The following is an 18,596-nucleotide window of genomic DNA, read 5'->3' on the forward strand; positions in this document are numbered from 1 at the left end:
GTACGGCTCGTGGCGCTCGTGCGAGCCCCGGCCCTCGTCCTCGTCGTTCACGCCGCAGCCCCCATGGCGGTGCGCAGGGCGGCGATGCCGCGCGACCCGTACGCCTTGACGGAGCCGAGGGAGATACCGAGGGTCTCGGCGACCTGGGCCTCGGTCATGTCCGCGAAGTAGCGCAGCACGAGGACCTCGCGCTGGCGGCGCTGCAGGCCCTTCATCGCCTTGATGAGCGAGTCGCGCTCCAGTTGGTCGTAGGCGCCCTCCTCCGCGCTGGCCATGTCCGGCATCGGCTTGGACAGCAGCTTCAGGCCGAGGATGCGGCGGCGCAGGGCGGAGCGGGAGAGGTTGACGACCGTCTGGCGCAGGTAGGCGAGGGTCTTCTCCGGGTCGCGGACGCGTTTGCGCGCGGAGTGGACGCGGATGAAGGCCTCCTGGACGACGTCCTCGCAGGAGGCGGTGTCGTCGAGGAGGAGGGCGGCGAGGCCGAGCAGCGAGCGGTAGTGCGCCCGGTAGGTCTCGGTGAGGTGGTCAACGGTGGTACCCGCCGCCGCCGCGTTCTCGGCGGTGTCGGCGTGCTCGGCGCCGTCGCGCTGGCTGGGGATGCGGGTCGGCCGCGCTGCGGGCATGGGCGCGATCACCGGCAGGCCGCCGGGCGCCCCGGGCACGCGGGGTCGGAGAACGGCGCGGGGCGGCCGTAGGGCCGTGCCACGAATCGCCGCGGGGAAGTCGAGTACCTCTGCCACGTCAGTTGGACACACGTCCCCCCGTGGAGGTTGTACGCGCCGGGCGTCCCATTTACGGTGGCCGACGCCACACGTACCCGTTTCATTTGTCCCGCTCTTCCCTTGTATCCCATATGAACGGGCGTCCCCACGCCCGGATCACGGCGTCCCCACGCCGGGACCAAGCACACCTTCGCGCACCCCAGAAGGGGTGACCGCAAAGACGCTCCCCGCCCCGCGCACGGTTGCGCGGGACGGGGAGAAATCTCGGCCAATCTTCGGACGACAACGGTGTCCGATACAAGTGGTCCGGACCATCGACCGGCTCACACTTCGCCCCGTAGTCCGTAGATCTTACAAACAGACACGGCTCTGGCCAGGGCCTTTTTCCGCCGAGCTCCTGACTGGCGAGTCAGTTCCGTTCCGCCGCCACCATCTCGGCGATCTGCGCGGTGTTGAGCGCGGCGCCCTTGCGCAGGTTGTCCCCGCACACGAACAGCTCCAGGGCGGTCGGGTCGTCCAGGGCCCGCCGCACCCGCCCCACCCAGGTCGGATCGGTGCCGACGACGTCGGCGGGCGTGGGGAACTCACCCGCCTCCGGGTTGTCGCACAGGACGACCCCGGGCGCGGTGGCGATGATCTCGCGGGCGCCCTCGACGGTGACCGAGTCCTGGAAGCGGGCGTGGACGGTGAGGGAGTGCGTGGTGACGACCGGCACCCGCACACAGGTCACGGCGACCGGCAGCGTCGGCAGCCCGAGGATCTTGCGGGACTCGTCCCGCACCTTCATCTCCTCCGACGACCAGCCGTCCTCGCGCAGCGACCCGGCCCACGGCACGACGTTCAGCGCGACGGGCTCCGGGAACGGACCGGTGTTCTCGCCCACGGCCCGCCGCACGTCCCCGGGGCCGGTCCCCAGTTCGGTGCCGGCCACCAGCGAGATCTGCTGCCGCAGCGTCTCCACCCCGGCCCGCCCGGCCCCGCTGACCGCCTGGTACGACGACACCACCAGCTCGCGCAGCCCGTACGCGGCGTGCAGCGCGCCCAGGGCGACGATCATCGACAGGGTGGTGCAGTTGGGGTTGGCGACGATCCCGCGCGGCCGGATGTGCACGGCGTGCGGATTGACCTCGGGGACGACCAGCGGCACGTCCGGGTCCATCCGGAAGGCGCCGGAGTTGTCCACCACGACCACGCCCTTGGCGGCCGCGACCGGCGCCCACTGCGCGGCGACCTCGTCCGGTACGTCGAACATGGCGATGTCGACCCCGTCGAAGGCCTCCTCCGACAGGGCCACCACCTCGACCTCCTCGCCCCGCACGGTCAGCTTGCGGCCGACCGAGCGCGGCGAGGCGACGAGACGGATCTCGCCCCAGATGTCCGCCCGCTGGGAGAGGATCTGGAGCATGACGGTGCCGACGGCTCCGGTCGCTCCCACGACCGCGAGCGTCGGCCGGCGGGTCACCGTCATCAGCGCCCGGTGCCCCCGTAGACGACGGCCTCGTCGGAGTCGGAGTCGAGCCCGAAGGCGGTGTGCACGGCGCGCACGGCCTCGTTGACGTCGTCGGCGCGGGTGACGACCGAGATCCGGATCTCGGAGGTCGAGATCAGCTCGATGTTCACGCCGGCGTCGGACAGGGCGGTGAAGAAGTCGGCGGTGACGCCGGGGTTCGTCTTCATGCCCGCGCCGACCAGCGAGATCTTCCCGATCTGGTCGTCGTAGCGCAGCGAGTCGAAGCCGATGCCGGACTTGTTCTTCTCCAGGGCGTCGATGGCCTTGCGGCCCTCGGCCTTGGGGAGGGTGAAGGAGATGTCCGTCAGCCCCGTCGACGCGGCCGAGACGTTCTGCACGATCATGTCGATGTTGATCTCGGCGTCCGAGATCGTACGGAAGATCGCGGCGGCCTCGCCCGGCTTGTCCGGCACGCCGACGACCGTGATCTTGGCCTCGGAGGTGTCGTGCGCGACACCGGAGATGATGGCCTGCTCCACCCTCTTGTCCCCTTGCTGCTGTGTCCTGTGAACGACTGGCTCGCTGCTGACCCACGTGCCCTGCAGTCCGCTGAAGCTGGACCGGACGTGGATCGGGATGTTGTAACGGCGGGCGTACTCCACACAGCGGTGGAGCAGCACCTTGGAACCGGAGGCCGCGAGCTCCAGCATGTCCTCGAAGGCGATCCAGTCGATCTTCCGCGCCTTCTTCACCACCCGCGGGTCGGCGGTGAACACGCCGTCCACGTCGGTGTAGATCTCGCAGACCTCGGCGTCGAGCGCGGCGGCGAGGGCGACGGCGGTGGTGTCGGACCCACCGCGCCCGAGCGTGGTGATGTCCTTCTTGTCCTGGCTGACACCCTGGAAACCGGCGACGATGGCGATGTTGCCCTCGTCCAGCGCGGTGCGGATGCGCCCCGGCGTGACATCGATGATCCGGGCTTTGTTGTGGACCGAGTCGGTGATGACGCCTGCCTGGCTGCCGGTGAAGCTCTGGGCCTCGTGGCCCAGGTTTTTGATCGCCATGGCCAGCAGTGCCATGGAGATCCGCTCTCCGGCGGTCAGCAGCATGTCGAACTCACGCCCGGCCGGCATCGGGGATACCTGCTCGGCGAGATCGATCAGCTCGTCCGTCGTGTCGCCCATCGCGGAAACGACCACGACCACCTGGTGGCCGTTCTTCTTCGCTTCCACGATCCGCTTGGCGACGCGCTTGATGCCCTCGGCATCGGCTACGGAGGAGCCTCCGTACTTCTGCACGACAAGGCCCACGTGCGCTCCTCGCTCAGTTTGTCTTCTTTCCGCACATACGTCCTTGTACTGCGGTCGGCTCAGTCTAACGAGCGCCCGAAATTCACCCCCGAGGTATCGGATCGTGAGATGCCGGGCGCCGGTCCCGGAAGTTCCCTTCCCACCGAGAAGGAAGTGATGGCTGTGAATTAAGTTTCAAGCACTAGTGTGCGATCCGTGCACGTACTCCTGGTGGAAGACGACGAGCCGGTCGCCGAATCTCTGCGGCGCGGACTGAAGCGGTACGGCTTCGAGGTCGACTGGGTCAGCACGGGCGCCGCCGCCCTGGCCCACTCCGGCCCCTACGACGTCGTACTCCTCGACCTGGGCCTGCCCGACACCGACGGACTCGACGTCTGCAAGGCGCTGCGCGGGCGCGGTGACGTGCCGATCATCGTGATCAGCGCGCGCAGCGACGAGACGGACCGCGTGGTCGGCCTGGAACTGGGCGCCGACGACTACGTGTCCAAGCCGTTCGGGGTGCGCGAGGTGATCGCCCGCATACGGGCCGTGATGCGCCGCGTCCAGCCGCGTACGGCCGCCGCCGAGACCGGTGCCGACCAGTACGGCGCCCGCCTCACCGTCGACCGCAAGGCGGCCCGCGTCCATGTGGACGGCGAGGAGGTCGCCCTCGCGCCGAAGGAGTACGACCTGCTGGCCTTCCTCACCGAGGAGCCGGGCGCGCTGATGTCGCGCGAGCAGATCATGGAAGCGGTCTGGGACGCGAACTGGTTCGGCCCGACGAAGACACTGGACGTCCATGTGGCGGCCCTGAGACGGAAGTTCGCCGGGGTCGTCGCCATCGAGGCGGTACGGGGTGTCGGCTTCCGCCTGGAGATCGTCAAGGACGCCGAGTCCGCATGAACCGCCAGCTCATCCGCAGCTACATCCTGCTCGTCGCGGTCGCCATCCTGCTGTTCACGGTGCCGGTGGCCTTCACGCTCACCAAGCAGCTGCGGGACGACACCGAGGTGTCCGTCGTGCGCGAGGCCAACACCATGGCGCTGCTGCTGGGCAACAGCGACCGGATCTCGTGCGAGGCCCTGACCAGGGTGGCCAAGGCGTACCGCCGTGAGACCCCCGGCAGCGTCCAGGTGACGCCCACCAGCCACTGCTCCCCGGACCTGCCGCACCCCGTCGCGGGCCGGGCACTGACCCGGGCCGTGCGGGAGAACGAGCCGACGACCGACTGGGGCTCCGACTTCATCTGGGGCGGGAATCTGACGGTCACCGTACCGGCCCGGGGGGAGGCGGCCGTACGGATCGTCTACTCGACCTCGGACATGACCCGGCGGCTGTGGCAGATCTGGGGCTTCCGGGCCGGGCTCGCCGTACTCGTCCTGGCGGCGGCGGCCGCGATCGGCGCGTTCGCCGCCCGCCGGATCACCGCGCCGCTGCGCGCGCTCAACTCCATGGCGAGCCGGTTCAGCGACGGCGACCTGACGGCGCGCTCCCCGGTGACGGGTCCACCGGAGACCCAGACCCTCGCCCGCACCCTCAACCAGGGCGCGGAACGCCTGGACACGCTGGTCGCCTCGCAGCGCATCTTCGTGGCCGACGCCTCGCACCAGCTCCGCACACCGCTCACGGCGTTGCGCCTGTCGCTGGACAACATCGCGGACGGGGTGGACGACGAGTTCGTGCGCGAGGACGTGGAGCAGGCCACGGCGGAGGTGGTCCGCATGAGCCGGCTGGTGAACGGCCTGCTGGTGCTGGCGCGGGCCGAGGCGAAGGTGACGGCCGCGGAGCCGCTGCCGCTGAAGGACATCGTGGCCGAGCGGCTGACGGTGTGGAGACCGGCCGCCGACGAGCGCGGAGTCACCATCGCGCTCAGGGGGAGTGGTGTCGACGACCGGCCGTCTGTGCTGGCCAGCCCCGGTCACCTGGACCAGGTGCTGGACAACGTGCTCTCGAACGCCCTGGAGGTCTCACCGGACGGCGGGACGATCATCGTCCGGATGGAGGCCGGGGCGGGGGAAGTGGTCCTGTCCGTGGCGGACGAGGGACCGGGTATGTCGGACGAGGAGAAGTCGCGCGCCTTCGACCGCTTCTGGCGCGGCCAGGGACTGACCGGCCGCTCCGGCTCCGGGCTCGGCCTCGCCGTCGTCAAGCAGCTGGTGACGGACGACGGCGGGACGGTGAGCCTGGGGGACGCGGCCGCAGGCGGGCTGTGCGTCCGCATCACGCTACGGGCGGCGCCACGCGCGGGCTGATCACCCCTCGGGCATCGCCGACGAGTGGTGGTTGACGATCAGCCACGTGCCGCCGCGCTTCTCGTACTCGTAGGTGTAGCGGGCCTCGACGACGCGCTTCTGCTGCGTCTTCGGGTCGGTGAGGGTGAACTCGTAGACACCGGTGTCGATCGCCGAGTCGCTGTCGAGCACGTTGACGATCGTCCGGACCTTCTGGCCGACCGGCTTGTTCAGCAGGAAGTGCTCGAAGTAGTCGACGATGCCGGCGTGGTCGGTGCGGACCTTGTTGGAGACGGTGGGCAGCAGGACCGCGTCCTTGGCGTAGCGGTCGGCCACGACCTCCGGGTCGCCGGTCCGCAGGGCGGCGTTCCAGCCGTCGAAGAGGGCGGCGATCTGCTTCTCGGTGGGCTTCTTCGGGGAGGTCCCGGCGCCGGCCGCACTGATCCCCGCCGTCACCGTGGCGGCGGTGACGAGGGCGGTGGCGGTGACGAGGGCGGCGCGTATGCGGGTCTTGCGGGTCATCGCAACTCCTGTGCGGGCAGTGCCTGTTGGGATGACTCAAGACTCGCGTTCGGCCGGTTAGGGCCCGTGCAGCCGTCGTACAGGGGACGTTTAGGACCCGTCCAATTCTCAGGCGGAGACACGCCTGCCCCGGTCGCGCGCCAGGCTGATCCCCGCGCCGAGGGAGACCACACCCATGCCGACGGCGGTCATCACGCCCTGTGCCCCGTCGACCACGAAGGGCGCGACGACGGCGACGGCGAGGTTGAAGAGGAAGAGGAACCACAGGACGGGACGGGAGGAGAGCAGCGACTTCATGACGGGGCTTCGCTTTCGGAGGAGGGCCATTGCCTTGCGAGATCAACGATCCCGTCTCCGACCTGCGCAAAGGAGAGAGCGTACTCCCGAGTGATGGTGTAGGCAGGTACACCATGACGGGTGGAGGGCACGCGGCCGACCTGGCCCTGGCGGGCATCGTGCTGCTGGGTTCGTGCGTGCAGTGGCTGACGGGGATGGGCTTCGCGCTGGTGGCGGTCCCCGCGCTGATCCTGCTGCTCGGCCCCTCCGAGGGGGTCGTCCTGGCGAACTGCGCGGCGGGCGCGATCAGCGTCGTGGGTCTGGCGGGCGGCTGGCGCCGCGTACGCCCGGCCGCGATGGTCCCGCTGTGCGCGGCGGCGGCCTGCACGGTTCCGGCGGGAGCCTGGCTGACCCACCGACTCCCGGCACCGGCCCTGCTGTTGGTGATGGGCGGTCTGGTGACGGTCGCGGTCCTGCTGATCATGCGCGGGGCCCGCGTCCCCGCCCTGCGCGGCACCCGGGGCGCGGTGGTGGCCGGCGCGGCGGGCGGCTTCATGAACACGGCGGCGGGCGTCGGCGGCCCCCCGATCTCCCTCTACGCCGTCAACGCGGGCTGGACGATACGGGAGTTCGTCCCGAACGCGCAGTTCTACGGCGTCGTCGTGAACGCCTTCTCGGTGACGGCGAACGGCCTCCCGGACCTGAGCGCGCCCCGGTGGGCGTCGGTGACTGCGGCCATGACGGTGGGCGCACTCATCGGAAGGGGACTCGCGGGACGCCTGCCGGAACCACGAGCCCGGCTCCTGGTGCTGGGCCTGGCGCTGGCGGGCGGGGTGACGGCGGTGGGCAAGGGGCTGTGGGGGCTCTGATCCGCCGGGCGGTCGGGTCCACGAACTCCGTCTACTGCGCCGAACGCATGCCCAGTTGGTCCGCGATCTCCACTTCCATGACCTTGCCGGCCTCGAATTCGAGGGTGTCGTCGCCCATGCCCTGGTCGGTGTCCAGTCCGTCGAGTTCCTCGAGGGGCTGGTTCAGGCGGACGTGGGCCAGCAGCGAGTGGAGGGCGCGGAGGGTGGCGGAGGCGGTGGAGCCCCAGTTGGAGAAGTAGGAGAACTGCCACCACCACAGGGCCTCGGTGGTGCGGCCGGCGCGGTAGTGGACCATGCCGTGGCGCAGGTCGGCGATGACGTCGGCGAGGTCGTCGGAGATCCGGGCCGGTACGGGCGCCTTGCGGGGCTCGTAGGGGTCGAAGACCTCGGAGTAGATGTCCACCGGGTCCAGCAGACGGGCCAGGTGCTCGCGGAGTTCGTCCACGTCCGGCTCGAAACCCGGGTCGGGCTCGTAGCGCTCGTCGGGGAGGATGTCCTCGTGCGCGCCGAGACGGCCGCCGGCCAGGAGGAGCTGGGAGACCTCCAGGAGGAGGAAGGGGACGGCCGAGTCCGGCTCGTCGCCCTTCGCCACCTCGGTGACGGCGACCAGGAAGCTCTCGATCTGGTCCGCGATCTGGACCGCGAAGTCGTCCGGGTTCTGCTCGGTCGCGTGCAGCGTGGCGTCAGACATCTAGAAGTCGTCTCCCCTCGAAGGCGCGGCCGAGGGTGACCTCGTCCGCGTATTCCAGGTCGCCACCCACCGGGAGGCCGCTGGCCAGGCGGGTGACCTTCAGGCCCATGGGCTTGATCATGCGGGCGAGGTACGTGGCCGTCGCCTCGCCCTCCAGGTTCGGATCCGTGGCCAGGATCAGCTCCGTGACGGTCCCGTCGGCCAACCGCGCGAGAAGTTCCCGTATCCGCAGGTCGTCGGGACCGACGCCCTCGATGGGGCTGATCGCTCCGCCCAGGACGTGGTAGCGGCCCCGGAACTCCCGGGTCCGTTCGATCGCCACCACGTCCTTCGGCTCCTCCACGACACAGATCACGGAGACGTCCCGGCGCTGGTCGCGGCAGATGCCGCACAGCTCCTCCTGAGCGACGTTTCCGCACGTCGCGCAGAAGCGGACCTTCGCCTTGACCTCCATGAGGGCCTGCGCCAGACGCCGTACGTCCGTCGGTTCCGCCTGGAGGATGTGGAAGGCGATCCGCTGCGCGCTCTTGGGACCGACGCCGGGCAGCCGCCCCAGTTCGTCGATGAGGTCCTGGACCACGCCTTCGTACAACGGACTGCCGTCCTTCCTGGGGTTCCTTGCAGTACGTACGGTAGTTGCCCGGGGCCGGTCTTTGAAAGGCGGACCGGTTCTGGAAAGGCGGGCCGGTCCTAGAAGGGCAGGCCCGGGATGCCGCTGCCGCCGCCGAGGCCCTGGGCCAGCGGGCCGAGCTTCTGCTGCTGGAGCGTCTGCGCGTTCTGGTTGGCCGCCTGGACGGCCGCGACGATCAGGTCGGCGAGGGTCTCGGCCGTCTCTTCGACGGACGCAGCCTCGGGGTCCACCGCCTTCGGGTCGATCTTCAGCGCGCGCAGCTCACCGGCGCCGGTCACCGTCGCCTTCACGAGGCCGCCGCCCGCCTGTCCGTCGACCTCCGTGTTCGCCAGCTCCTCCTGGGCAAGGGCCAGGTCCTGCTGCATCTTCTGGGCCTGCTGGAGCAGCTGCTGCATGTTGGGCTGGCCACCACCGGGAATCACGATCAGCTCCTGTCTGCCTTTTCCTGTCTGTCACTGAGCCTACGTGCTCCATGCGCGCGTTGCCCCGCCACTCTTTCGAGTGAGTTACATCGGTGGCCTATACCTGATCAAGGCCCCCTTCCGGGCGGAAAAGGGATCAAAGCTTCCCCTTCGCCACCCATTGGGAGGTAGGAAGGGTCCGGCACATCAGCATCAGACGTTACGCGGAGTCACTGAGTCAGTTAGGGAGTGCCGGGTGGGTCAGCCGGAGATGCAGCCCGAGGGTCCGCCTCAGGACGGGCGGGGCGAGGGTGCGGCCGGGCTGCGGCCGGGCGATCTGACCGGGCGGGCGTTTCCGCTCGGCGACTGGGGGGAGCCCGCGGAACGGCTGGAGGAGCTGTACCGGTGGGTGGAGCGGGGGGCCCTGCAGACGGCGGCCTGGTATCTCGCGGACCGGGTGTGGAAGCGGCGGAGTGCGCGGCTCCTGCGCGGGGGCGCGGCGGCGGGGGCGGTCGCCGGGGCGGGGCTGCCGTTGCTGGATCTCACCGGGGTGCTGGGCGGGGTGGCGCCGTGGGGTTATCTGGCGCTGCTGCTGGCGGTGTCGTGTGTGGCGGTGGACCGGTTCTTCGGGGTGACGTCCGGGTGGATGAGGGACGTGGCGACGGCGCAGGCCGTCCAGCGGCGGCTGCAGGTGCTGCAGTTCGACTGGGCGAGCGAGAGTGTGCGGGAGGTGCTGGGGCCTGCGGAGGGGACGGCGGGCGAGGCGGCCGAGCGGTGCCTGGGGGTGCTGCGGCGGTTCTCGGAGGATGTGATGGAACTGGTGCGGACGGAGACGGCGGACTGGATGGTGGAGTTCCGTACGGGGTCGGCGCCGCTGGGCATTCAGGCGGCGCTCGCCTCCGGCGGGCGGCAGGAGGGGGGCACGGGGACGAGCAGGTTTCCGCTGCCGCCGGGCGTGAACAGCCGGCCGAACATGCCGCGCCAGCGACCGCCGGAGCCGCGCTGAGCCTGGTGGTCGGCGAGGTCGAGCGCGCCGTGGCCGATCGGGGTACGCCCGCGACTTCACCGGCGGCTGTACGTCAGCTTCTCGCCGGTGTCGGGGTTGACCCGGCGCAGCCTGCCGTCGGACAGCAGGGTGACCTCGGTGGCGGCGCCGGGGGCGCAGGAGGAGCGGGGCCGGCCGGAGGTGACCGTGGAGGGGCCAATCCTCAACGGTCCGTCGGACGAGGGGCGTTGGGCCAGGTCGGCGGTGAACTCGCAGTGGTACGCCTCCCCGTCGGCGACGAGCGAGAGCACCGCGTCGCCGACCTCGCCCTGCTTGATGGTCAGCAGGCGGGTGTTCTCGCCGCTCGCGTTGTCGATCGTGGTGGTCCAGGTGCCGACGTAGGCGGCGGGGACCACGCCGTCGGCCCCGGAGGGGGAGGCGGAAGGCGACGAGGACGGCTTCTCCGCGGGCGCGGCCTCCCCCGTCGTGGCCGTCCGGCTCGGCGTCGGGTTCGCCTTCGCGGCCGGGGAGCCGTCGTCCCCGTTCATGAACGCGTACACCGAACCGCCGGCGGCGAGCGCGACGACCAGCGCGACCGCCACGAGCAGGGCGCTCGTACGGCGACTGCGGCGGGGCGGCTCCCCCGGTTCCTCCGCGAACCCCGGGTCGGCCGGGCCGTACGGGTCGTACGAGGCGGGGGGCGGGGTGGCGCCCGGGCCGTACGAGCCGTACGAGGGAGCGGTGCCGAAGTCTCCCGCGTACGGGTTGTAGGGCGCCGGTGCGGCCGTCGGCGCCTGCGGGTGGCCGTAGGCGGAGGGGGCGGTCTGGGAATGCTGCCGCGGGTGACCGTAGGCCGGGTGGGCCGGCAGGGTGCCGCCCTCGAACAGGGTGGCGCTCTCCCCGCGCGGCCCGGAGTGCTGCGGGGCGGCCTCGGGCCTGTACGCCGATCCCTCCGGTGCCCCCTCCGGTTCCTCCGTCTCCAGCAGCCGTACGGCGTGCCGCCCCAGCTGGGCCACCAACGCGCCCGGCAGCCACGGCTCCCGGGAGTGGCCGTCGGCGACGGTGTCCCCCGCGCCGGTCCGCTCCAGGATCCAGGCCAGCGACGGCCTGGCGGCGGGGTCCTTGCGCAGACAGGCGCGGACCAGGTCGGCGATGCCCTCGGGAATGCCCGTGAGGTCGGGTTCCTCCTCGGCGATGCGGAACATCAGGGCGTGCGCCCCGTTCTCGGAGCCGCCGAAGGGGAGGGTGCCGGTAGCCGCGAAGGCGAGCACGGAGCCGAGGCAGAAGACATCGCCGGCCGGGGTGATCGGCTCGCCGCGCACCTGCTCGGGCGCCATGAAACCGGGTGAGCCGATCACCGCCCCGGCCCCTGTGAGACCGCCCTCGGTGACCGTGTCCAGCGCCCGCGCGACCCCGAAGTCGATGACCCGGGGTCCTTCTATGGTGACCATCACATTGGACGGCTTGAGGTCGCGGTGGACGATCCCGGCGGCGTGGATGTTGGTGAGGGCGTGCGCGAGCCCGGCGGCGAGGATGCGCACCGATCGCTCGGGCAGCGGGCCGTAGTCGTGGTCCACGACCTGCTGGAGGCTCGGTCCGGCGACATAGCCGGTGGCCACCCAGGGCACGGCGGCCTCGGTGTCGGCGTCGAGGACGGGCGCGGTCCAGAACCCGCCGACCCGCTGGGCGCTGCGCACCTCCTGCCGGAACCGGGCCCGGAACTCCTCGCGCGCGGCCAGTTCCGCCCGGACCAGCTTCACGGCGACGGTCCGCCCCCGGTCCGAGCGGGCGAGGTAGACCTGCCCCATGCCGCCGGAACCCAGCCGCGCGAGCAGCCGGTAGCCGCCGATGCGCTGAGGGTCCTCCGGCCCCAGTTTCTCCATGGCAGCGCCGCCTTTCCCCCACATGTGTGGTCGAGCCGAGGATAAACCGGCCGTTCCAGGAGTCGCGTGGCGCGATGTCTACGGTTCCGTAACGGGGGGCTCCAGCCCGTCCAGGACTTTGGACAGGCGTTCGAGCGTGGCCACCGCCTCCCTCAGCTCCGCCTCCCCGTACGCCGCCGCCAGCCGGTCGGCGAAGGCCGCGTGCCCGGGCCCGATACGGGCGATCGCCGCCCGCCCCTCCTCGGTCGGCGCGAGCAGTTTGGCCCGCCGGTGCGCGGGGTTGGGCCGGTACTCGGCCAGGCCCTTCCCCACCAGCAGGTCGGCGATCCGCTGCACGCTCTGCCGGGTTCTGCGCTTTCCGGACGACGCCCCCGGGCCCCCGCCCATCACCCGCGCGATTCCCGACACCGGCAGCGGCTCGCCCAGTACCGCGCCCAGCACCTGCCACCAGGCGGCGGTGATCCCGGCGGGCCGGGCCAGTTCCTCGGCGACGGCGAGGAACTGCCCGTTCAGCCGGAAGACCCCGAGGGCGCTCCGGCTGAGCAGTTCCTGACGCTCACGGCTCACCGGCCGGCCGTCGCCTTCTCCAGCACCGCGTAGGCACCGGCGTCGGAGTCGTGGAACAGCCGGTACCAGGCGTCCAGCACCTCACCGTCGTACACCCCGAGGAGCCGGAGGATCTCCCGGGCGAAGGCGACCGGCTCGGTGGGTCCGGCGGTGATCAGCCCGCCGTCCGTCACCGCGTCCGCCTCGACGTACCGCTCCCCGCCGCCGTACCCCGTGGCGGCCAGGTAGAAGGAGACCGCGCTGGTGTGGTCCCGGTCGTCGAGCAGGCCCTCGCGGGCGAGTCCGGCGGTGGCACCGCAGATCGCGGCGACGGGCACGCCGGTGGCGAGGTACTCCCGCGCCTTGCGGGCGAAGGGGGCGAGGTCGTCGGACGTGTCCCAGAGATCGGCGCCCGGGAGGATCAGCAGACTGCTGTCCTCGGGCCGCACGGCGTCCAGAGCCAGATCGGGAAGGACCCGCAGTCCGCCGACGCTGACCACCGGCCGCGCGCCGGAGGCTCCGACCGTCCGGATCCCGTACCCGCCCCGGGCGAGGTAGGCCGTGGCGAACCCCGTCTCCCAGTCGGCGAGCGTGTCGTACACGGCGAGATGCACCGGTTTGCGGCTCATGGCTTCCTCCTCGGCGACGAGGGTCGCTTACGACAACACGTTGTCACTTTGGCAGCATGCTGTCAATTGTTGCCCGAGCCACCGCCCCGCACGCCCGACAACCTGTCGCGTAATCCCCCCGTCCACAGCACAGGACGCCGATACCTCTTCCGCATCGCGGACATTTACGCTCACTCGCATGACCCCTCAGACCGACCCCCAGGCCGGCGCCGCCGTGAAGGCCGCGGACCGTGCGCATGTCTTCCACTCCTGGTCAGCGCAGGACCTCATCGACCCGCTCGCCGTGGCCGGCGCGGAGGGGTCGTACTTCTGGGACTACGACGGCAAGCGGTACCTCGACCTCACCAGCGGGCTCGTCTACACCAACATCGGCTACCAGCACCCGAAGGTCGTCGCCGCGATCCAGGAGCAGGCCGCACGCCTGACCACCTTCGCGCCCGCCTTCGCCGTCGAGGCCCGTTCCGAGGCCGCCCGGCTGATCGCCGAGCGCACCCCCGGCGACCTGGACAAGATCTTCTTCACCAACGGCGGCGCGGACGCCGTCGAGCACGCCGTCCGCATGGCACGGCTGCACACGGGCCGGGCGAAGGTGCTCTCCGCCTACCGCTCGTACCACGGCGGTACGCAGCAGGCGGTCAACATCACCGGCGATCCGCGACGCTGGGCCTCCGACGGCGCCGCCGCCGGGGTCGTGCACTTCTGGGCGCCCTTCCTCTACCGGTCCCGCTTCTACGCGGAGACCGAGGAGCAGGAGTGCGCGCGGGCGCTCGAGCACCTGGAGACGACGATCGCCTTCGAGGGACCCGGGACGATCGCCGCGATCATCCTGGAGACCGTCCCCGGCACCGCCGGGATCATGGTCCCGCCGCCCGGCTATCTCGCCGGGGTCCGGGAGATCTGCGACAAGTACGGGATCGTCTTCGTCCTCGACGAGGTGATGGCCGGGTTCGGGCGCACCGGTGAGTGGTTCGCCGCCGACCTCTTCGGCGTCGTACCGGACCTGATGACCTTCGCCAAGGGCGTGAACAGCGGATATGTGCCGCTCGGCGGTGTCGCCGTCTCCGGTGCCATCGCGGAAACCTTCGGGAAGCGGCCCTACCCGGGCGGTCTGACGTACTCCGGGCATCCGCTGGCGTGTGCCGCCGCCGTCGCGACGATCGACGTCATGGCGGAGGAAGGCGTCGTCGAGAACGCGAGGAACCTGGGCGCGAGTGTCGTCGGTCCGGGGCTGCGGGAGCTCGCCGAGCGGCACCCGAGCGTCGGCGAGGTGCGGGGCGTCGGCATGTTCTGGGCCCTGGAGCTGGTGAAGAACCGGGAGACGCGCGAACCGCTCGTCCCCTACAACGCGGCCGGCGAGGCGAACACGGCGATGACCGCCTTCGGAGCGGCCGCCAAGAAGGCCGGTGTGTGGCCCTTCGTGAACATGAACCGGACGCACTTCGTGCCACCGCTCAACGTCTCCGAGTCCGAGGTGAAGGAGGGCCTCGCGGCCCTGGACACGGCACTTTCGGTGGCCGACGAGTACACGAGGTAGGCACGGACACGGGGCAGTCCGCGCACGCTACGCGTGTAGGGCCTTGAAATCCTCGAACGCGTAAGGTGGCGTGCCCGTACATAACGACGAGCACGCCATCCACCGTCCGAACGCCCCGAGGGAGACGCCCCGAACATGCCCGGCAGCAGCGGCACCGGCGCCGTGACGCGCAGCACCCTGCGGCAACAGATCGCCGACGCGCTCCGGGACGAGGTGTTGGCGGGGCGGCTGCAACCCGGGCAGGAGTTCACGGTCAAGGAGATAGCCGAGCAGTACGGCGTCTCCGCGACCCCGGTCCGCGAGGCGCTCGTGGATCTTTCCGCGCAAGGGCTCCTCGAGGCGGACCAGCACCGGGGCTTCCACGTCCACGAGTACTCGGTCGCCGACCACCGGGGCATGATCGAGGCGCGCGCCCTGATCATCGAGGGAATGTTCCTGCGCATCGACCAGGGCCCCGAGCACTTCGGCAGCCCCGACGACCCCCGGCTGGCCGCCGCGATAGCCGGGGTGCGCCGGCGCGGCGAGGAGGCCCAGCGGGCCGCGGCCGCCGGTGACCTCACCGTCCTCATCGGCTACGACCTGCGCTTCTGGCGGGAGCTGAGCACCCTGTTCGGCAACCCCTACCTCGCCGACTTCCTGCACCGGCTACGCGTGCAGACCTGGGTGTGCACGGTCCAGCACCTGCGCCGGCTGACCGATCTGCGCGGCCATCTGTGGTCCGGCCATACGGAACTGGTCGACGCGCTGTACCGGCGCGACACGATCACCGCCCGCACCATGCTGGCCGCGTACAACACCGACTCCCTCGCCCTCGTCGAGCGGCTGGCGGCGGGATGACGGTGGAGGGGGCCGTCGAGCGGAAGCCGGGGCCGGAAGCCGATGACGTCGTCGAGCTCTCCGTCGTCGTCCCCGCCCGCGACGAGGAGAACCGGCTCGGTCCGACCCTCGACGCGCTCGTCGCCCATCTCGCCGGAACCGGCGGCACCTGGGAGGTCGTGGTCGTCGACGACGGTTCCACCGACGCCACCCGCGAGCTGGTCACCGCCCGCCGCGATCCGCGGGTACGACTCGTCGCCGGTGACGGCGGCCGGGGCAAGGGGCACGCCCTGCGCCTCGGCGTGGCCGCCGGCCGAGGCCGCCGCATCCTCCTCACGGACGCCGATCTCGCAACCCCCGTAACGGAGTTGGAGCGCCTGGAGAAGGCTCTCGCCGACGGACACGCCGCGGCCGTCGGCTCACGTGCCCTCCCGGGCGCGACCCTCGGCGACCGTCAGCACCGGGTCCGCGAGCTCCTCGGCACGGCGGGCAACGTCCTCATCCGCGCCACCACGGTCCGCGGGATACGCGACACCCAGTGCGGCTTCAAGCTCCTCGACGGCGACAAGGCCCGCGCGGCCTTCGCCGCCTCCCGCATCGACGGCTGGGCCATCGACGTGGAGGTACTGCGGTACTTCCAGCGGCAAGGCTGGCCGGTCGTCGAGGTGCCCGTGCACTGGTCGCACCGCCCCGGCTCGAAGATCCGCCCCCTGGACTACCTCGGTTTCCTCCGCGACCTGGCCCGGCTGCGCCGGCCGGACCTCCTGGCCGCCCTCCTGTTCCTGGTCTTCGCCGTCACGCTCTACGCGGGCCGCTTCTTCGACCCGGCGCACCGCTATCTCACCGACTCCCTGCAGGATCAGAACCAGTGGGAGTGGTTCTTCGCGGTGACCGCCGACAACGTGGTCCATCTGCGCAACCCCCTCTTCACCGACCTCCAGGGCTTCCCGGACGGCGTGAACCTGATGGCCAACACGGCCATGCTCGGTCTCTCCGTCCCCCTGACACCGCTCACCCTGCTGTCCGGCCCGGCCATCACCCTCAGCCTGGTGATGACGCTGGGCCTGGCCGCGACGGCCGCCGCCTGGTACTGGCTGATCGGGAAACGGCTGGTCGACAGCCGTGCCGCCGCCTTCACCGGCGCCGCCCTCGCCGCCTTCGCGCCGCCCCTGGTCAGCCACGCCAACGCGCACCCGAACTTCGTCGTCCTCTTCATGATCCCGTTGCTGATCGACCGGGCCCTGCGCCTGTGCGAGGGCACCCGGGTCGCCCGGGACGCGACGGCGCTGGGCCTGATGGCCGCCTACCAGTTCTTCCTCGGCGAGGAACCCCTCCTCCTGGCCGTCCTCGGCATGCTCGTGTTCGCCGTCGCCTACGCGGCCGTACGCCCGGACGTGGCCCGACGGTCCGTACGTCCGCTGCTGCGCGGCCTGGCGATCGCCGCCGCCGTCGCGCTCCCCCTCCTCGTCTACCCGCTGGCCTGGCAGTTCTCCGGCCCGCAGAGCTACGACGGCATCGACCACGGCACCGCGCAGGGCACCGCGAACTCCCTGCGCGCGCTGCTGACCTTCGCCGAGCGCTCCCTGATCGCGGGCGATGCCGACACCGTGCGGGCCCTGTCCCTCAACCCCACCGAACAGAACGCCTTCTACGGCTGGCCGCTGGCACTGCTGACCTTGGTGATCACCGTGCTGCTGTGGCGGCGACGGCCGGTGGTACGGGCGCTGGCGGCTACGGCGTTCGCGGCGGCCCTGCTCTCCATGGGTCCGCGCGTCGGCGCCCTTCCCGGCCCCTGGGCCCTGCTCGACAGGCTGCCCCTCTTCGAGTCGGTGATCGAGAGCCGGGTGGCCATCGTCTGCGCCGCGCCGCTGGGCATGCTGACGGCGCTCGCGGCGGAGGCGCTCGTGGCCGCCCCGCGCCGCGCCGTGCGGTACGCCGGCCTGGCCGCCGTGGCCCTCGCCCTGCTCCCCGTCCTCCCCGCACCCCTGCGGTCGGAGCCGCGTCCCGCCACGCCCGCGTTCTTCACGGACGGGACCTGGACCTCCCACGCCCACGCCGGCGAGACCCTGGTCCCCGTGCCGCTCGCCGAGCCCGGCGCCGCCGAGGCGCTGCACTGGCAGACCGCCACCGGTCTCGGCTTCCGGATGCCCGGCGGTTACTTCAACGGGCCGTACGGCGACGGCGACCGCACCGGTGTCTACGGCGTCCCGCTGCGCTTCACGGCGAGCCTGCTGCGCGAGACGCGGTTCACGGGCGTGGCTCCGGTGATCGACGCGTCGGCGCGGGCCGCGGCGGCCGAGGACCTCGCGTACTGGCGGGCGGGCGCGCTCGTGCTCGCCCCGCAGCCGAACGCGGGCGTTCTGCGTGAGACTGTGGAAAAGCTGGTGGGTCGACCCGGTAGGCGGGTGGACGGAGTGTGGGTATGGGACCTGCACGAGTAACGACTGGAGGAGCTCTCTTTGGCCTGTGACCTGTGGCTGGTACCGCTCGTCGACGTGTTGTGCCACACGCCCGACAACCCGTTCGCCGAGGAACTCGCGCAGTACAACAAGGTGCTGGCCGAGGCGGGGCTGCCGCCGGTGCCGGTGTACCAGTACATGCCGGGCCTGTCCGGCGAGGTCGCTCCGGTGGCCGGCTTCGACTACGACGCGCTGCACTTCCTGCGCCGCGCGTATCTGCTGCAGGTGTGCCAGTTGCCGGTGACCCCGGTCGACGAACTGGGCGGCGACTACGAGCAGCTCCTGGAAATGTTCGAGTCGACGGCCCAGCAGTCGCACCTGGTCTGGCACTACGACCACGCGGGCGCGTACGTCCCGGTCGACTTCCCGCAGCCCCTCTCCAACGACGAACTCCTGGCCGGCGGTGGCCCGTTGGGCTCCTCCCAAACCCTCCTCCGGGAGCTGGAGTTCGTCGCCCCGTCGATCGGCATCGACCCGGCGAACCCGCCGGCGCCACCGCAAGCCCCGGCCGCGCCCACGGAGTTGGAGGAGCCCGCCGTACCGGCACCGTACGACCCCAGTCCCTTCGCGCGGGAACGGCACGTCTGGCTGGGGCTGCACGCGGCGGCGACGCGGAGTCTGGCGCAGGGGTCGATGATCGTGTTCAGCTGAGGGACGGACGG

The 18,596-nt window shown here is 71.3% G+C and carries 19 protein-coding genes; 8 read left to right on the forward strand and 11 right to left on the reverse strand.

Annotated elements, in window-relative coordinates; genetic code table 11:
- Positions 1–47 precede the first annotated feature (47 nt).
- From ACIBVL_RS11100 to ACIBVL_RS11110, 3 genes are all read right to left on the reverse strand, one after another.
- The gene (locus ACIBVL_RS11100; RefSeq protein WP_399095450.1) at positions 48–740 is read right to left on the reverse strand and encodes a SigE family RNA polymerase sigma factor; all 693 of its coding nucleotides are present in this window, start codon (positions 738–740) and stop codon (positions 48–50) included.
- Between the two features lie 391 nt (positions 741–1,131).
- Positions 1,132–2,190 carry an aspartate-semialdehyde dehydrogenase gene (locus ACIBVL_RS11105; protein ID WP_399095453.1) on the reverse strand — a complete coding sequence of 353 codons (1,059 nt, stop codon included), beginning with the start codon at positions 2,188–2,190 and terminating at the stop codon, positions 1,132–1,134.
- On the reverse strand, positions 2,190–3,482 hold the full coding sequence (locus ACIBVL_RS11110; RefSeq protein WP_399095456.1) for an aspartate kinase: 1,293 nt from the start codon (positions 3,480–3,482) through the stop codon (positions 2,190–2,192). Before ACIBVL_RS11110 ends, ACIBVL_RS11105 begins: the two co-directional genes overlap by 1 nt.
- 195 nt (positions 3,483–3,677) lie before the next feature.
- Between ACIBVL_RS11110 and ACIBVL_RS11115 the strand changes: the two genes are divergently transcribed.
- Positions 3,678–4,364, forward strand: a complete 687-nt coding sequence (locus ACIBVL_RS11115) for a response regulator transcription factor (protein WP_399095460.1) — start codon at positions 3,678–3,680, stop codon at positions 4,362–4,364.
- Positions 4,361–5,713, forward strand: a complete 1,353-nt coding sequence (locus tag ACIBVL_RS11120) for a sensor histidine kinase (protein ID WP_399095463.1) — start codon at positions 4,361–4,363, stop codon at positions 5,711–5,713. The genes ACIBVL_RS11115 and ACIBVL_RS11120 overlap by 4 nt, the downstream gene beginning before the upstream one ends.
- Here ACIBVL_RS11120 and ACIBVL_RS11125 read toward each other — a convergent pair whose 3' ends face one another.
- Both ACIBVL_RS11125 and ACIBVL_RS11130 read right to left on the reverse strand, forming a co-directional pair.
- Positions 5,714–6,214, reverse strand: coding sequence for an SgcJ/EcaC family oxidoreductase (locus ACIBVL_RS11125; RefSeq protein WP_399095466.1), 501 nt, complete (start codon positions 6,212–6,214; stop codon positions 5,714–5,716). It lies immediately after the preceding gene.
- A gap of 108 nt (positions 6,215–6,322) precedes the next feature.
- Positions 6,323–6,511: a hypothetical protein gene (locus tag ACIBVL_RS11130; protein WP_399095468.1), complete on the reverse strand. Its 189-nt coding sequence runs from the start codon at positions 6,509–6,511 to the stop codon at positions 6,323–6,325.
- Between the two features lie 113 nt (positions 6,512–6,624).
- Here ACIBVL_RS11130 and ACIBVL_RS11135 point away from each other — a divergent pair, with 113 nt between their 5' ends.
- Positions 6,625–7,359 carry a sulfite exporter TauE/SafE family protein gene (locus ACIBVL_RS11135; protein ID WP_399095471.1) on the forward strand — a complete coding sequence of 245 codons (735 nt, stop codon included), beginning with the start codon at positions 6,625–6,627 and terminating at the stop codon, positions 7,357–7,359.
- 31 nt (positions 7,360–7,390) lie between these two features.
- On the opposite strand, the gene ACIBVL_RS11140 is transcribed toward ACIBVL_RS11135, so the two are convergent.
- The 3 genes from ACIBVL_RS11140 to ACIBVL_RS11150 form a co-directional block, all read right to left on the reverse strand.
- Positions 7,391–8,050, reverse strand: coding sequence for a DUF5063 domain-containing protein (locus tag ACIBVL_RS11140; RefSeq protein ID WP_399095474.1), 660 nt, complete (start codon positions 8,048–8,050; stop codon positions 7,391–7,393).
- Positions 8,043–8,642, reverse strand: coding sequence for a recombination mediator RecR (recR, locus tag ACIBVL_RS11145; RefSeq protein WP_399095477.1), 600 nt, complete (start codon positions 8,640–8,642; stop codon positions 8,043–8,045). The genes ACIBVL_RS11140 and recR overlap by 8 nt, the downstream gene beginning before the upstream one ends.
- Positions 8,643–8,740: 98 nt before the next feature.
- The gene (locus ACIBVL_RS11150) at positions 8,741–9,103 is read right to left on the reverse strand and encodes a YbaB/EbfC family nucleoid-associated protein (protein WP_399095480.1); all 363 of its coding nucleotides are present in this window, start codon (positions 9,101–9,103) and stop codon (positions 8,741–8,743) included.
- Between the two features lie 235 nt (positions 9,104–9,338).
- Here ACIBVL_RS11150 and ACIBVL_RS11155 point away from each other — a divergent pair, with 235 nt between their 5' ends.
- Positions 9,339–10,088: an SLATT domain-containing protein gene (locus ACIBVL_RS11155; protein WP_399095483.1), complete on the forward strand. Its 750-nt coding sequence runs from the start codon at positions 9,339–9,341 to the stop codon at positions 10,086–10,088.
- Positions 10,089–10,144: 56 nt separating this feature from the next.
- Here the strand turns inward: ACIBVL_RS11155 and ACIBVL_RS11160 are convergent, their stop codons facing one another.
- The 3 genes from ACIBVL_RS11160 to ACIBVL_RS11170 all read right to left on the reverse strand — a co-directional run bounded on the left by ACIBVL_RS11160 (position 10,145) and on the right by ACIBVL_RS11170 (position 13,125).
- Positions 10,145–11,950, reverse strand: coding sequence for a serine/threonine-protein kinase (locus ACIBVL_RS11160; RefSeq protein WP_399095486.1), 1,806 nt, complete (start codon positions 11,948–11,950; stop codon positions 10,145–10,147).
- A gap of 78 nt (positions 11,951–12,028) precedes the next feature.
- Positions 12,029–12,517, reverse strand: a complete 489-nt coding sequence (locus ACIBVL_RS11165) for a MarR family winged helix-turn-helix transcriptional regulator (protein ID WP_399095489.1) — start codon at positions 12,515–12,517, stop codon at positions 12,029–12,031.
- Positions 12,514–13,125 carry a type 1 glutamine amidotransferase family protein gene (locus ACIBVL_RS11170; RefSeq protein ID WP_399095492.1) on the reverse strand — a complete coding sequence of 204 codons (612 nt, stop codon included), beginning with the start codon at positions 13,123–13,125 and terminating at the stop codon, positions 12,514–12,516. Before ACIBVL_RS11170 ends, ACIBVL_RS11165 begins: the two co-directional genes overlap by 4 nt.
- Positions 13,126–13,303: 178 nt before the next feature.
- Here ACIBVL_RS11170 and ACIBVL_RS11175 point away from each other — a divergent pair, with 178 nt between their 5' ends.
- From ACIBVL_RS11175 to ACIBVL_RS11190, 4 genes are all read left to right on the forward strand, one after another.
- Positions 13,304–14,659: an aspartate aminotransferase family protein gene (locus ACIBVL_RS11175; protein WP_399095495.1), complete on the forward strand. Its 1,356-nt coding sequence runs from the start codon at positions 13,304–13,306 to the stop codon at positions 14,657–14,659.
- A gap of 135 nt (positions 14,660–14,794) precedes the next feature.
- Complete coding sequence (locus ACIBVL_RS11180; protein WP_399095498.1) at positions 14,795–15,496, forward strand: GntR family transcriptional regulator; 702 nt, start codon at positions 14,795–14,797, stop codon at positions 15,494–15,496.
- The gene (locus ACIBVL_RS11185; protein ID WP_399095501.1) at positions 15,493–17,916 is read left to right on the forward strand and encodes a dolichyl-phosphate beta-glucosyltransferase; all 2,424 of its coding nucleotides are present in this window, start codon (positions 15,493–15,495) and stop codon (positions 17,914–17,916) included. Before ACIBVL_RS11180 ends, ACIBVL_RS11185 begins: the two co-directional genes overlap by 4 nt.
- Positions 17,917–17,934: 18 nt before the next feature.
- On the forward strand, positions 17,935–18,585 hold the full coding sequence (locus tag ACIBVL_RS11190) for a hypothetical protein (RefSeq protein WP_399095504.1): 651 nt from the start codon (positions 17,935–17,937) through the stop codon (positions 18,583–18,585).
- Positions 18,586–18,596: the final 11 nt, after the last annotated feature.

This window comes from Streptomyces sp. NPDC049687 (assembly GCF_044465285.1).
Lineage (GTDB): Bacteria > Actinomycetota > Actinomycetes > Streptomycetales > Streptomycetaceae > Streptomyces.

Excerpts from the sequence above, each read along its gene's own strand:
- ACIBVL_RS11105 (WP_399095453.1), bottom strand. The coding sequence starts at position 2,190 with ATGACGGTGACCCGCCGGCCGACGCTCGCGGTCGTGGGAGCGACCGGA.
- ACIBVL_RS11120 (WP_399095463.1), top strand. The coding sequence starts at position 4,361 with ATGAACCGCCAGCTCATCCGCAGCTACATCCTGCTCGTCGCGGTCGCC.
- ACIBVL_RS11125 (WP_399095466.1), bottom strand. The coding sequence starts at position 6,214 with ATGACCCGCAAGACCCGCATACGCGCCGCCCTCGTCACCGCCACCGCC.
- ACIBVL_RS11130 (WP_399095468.1), bottom strand. The coding sequence starts at position 6,511 with ATGAAGTCGCTGCTCTCCTCCCGTCCCGTCCTGTGGTTCCTCTTCCTC.
- ACIBVL_RS11135 (WP_399095471.1), top strand. The coding sequence starts at position 6,625 with ATGACGGGTGGAGGGCACGCGGCCGACCTGGCCCTGGCGGGCATCGTG.
- ACIBVL_RS11140 (WP_399095474.1), bottom strand. The coding sequence starts at position 8,050 with ATGTCTGACGCCACGCTGCACGCGACCGAGCAGAACCCGGACGACTTC.
- ACIBVL_RS11160 (WP_399095486.1), bottom strand. The coding sequence starts at position 11,950 with ATGGAGAAACTGGGGCCGGAGGACCCTCAGCGCATCGGCGGCTACCGG.
- ACIBVL_RS11170 (WP_399095492.1), bottom strand. The coding sequence starts at position 13,125 with ATGAGCCGCAAACCGGTGCATCTCGCCGTGTACGACACGCTCGCCGAC.
- ACIBVL_RS11175 (WP_399095495.1), top strand. The coding sequence starts at position 13,304 with ATGACCCCTCAGACCGACCCCCAGGCCGGCGCCGCCGTGAAGGCCGCG.
- ACIBVL_RS11180 (WP_399095498.1), top strand. The coding sequence starts at position 14,795 with ATGCCCGGCAGCAGCGGCACCGGCGCCGTGACGCGCAGCACCCTGCGG.
- ACIBVL_RS11185 (WP_399095501.1), top strand. The coding sequence starts at position 15,493 with ATGACGGTGGAGGGGGCCGTCGAGCGGAAGCCGGGGCCGGAAGCCGAT.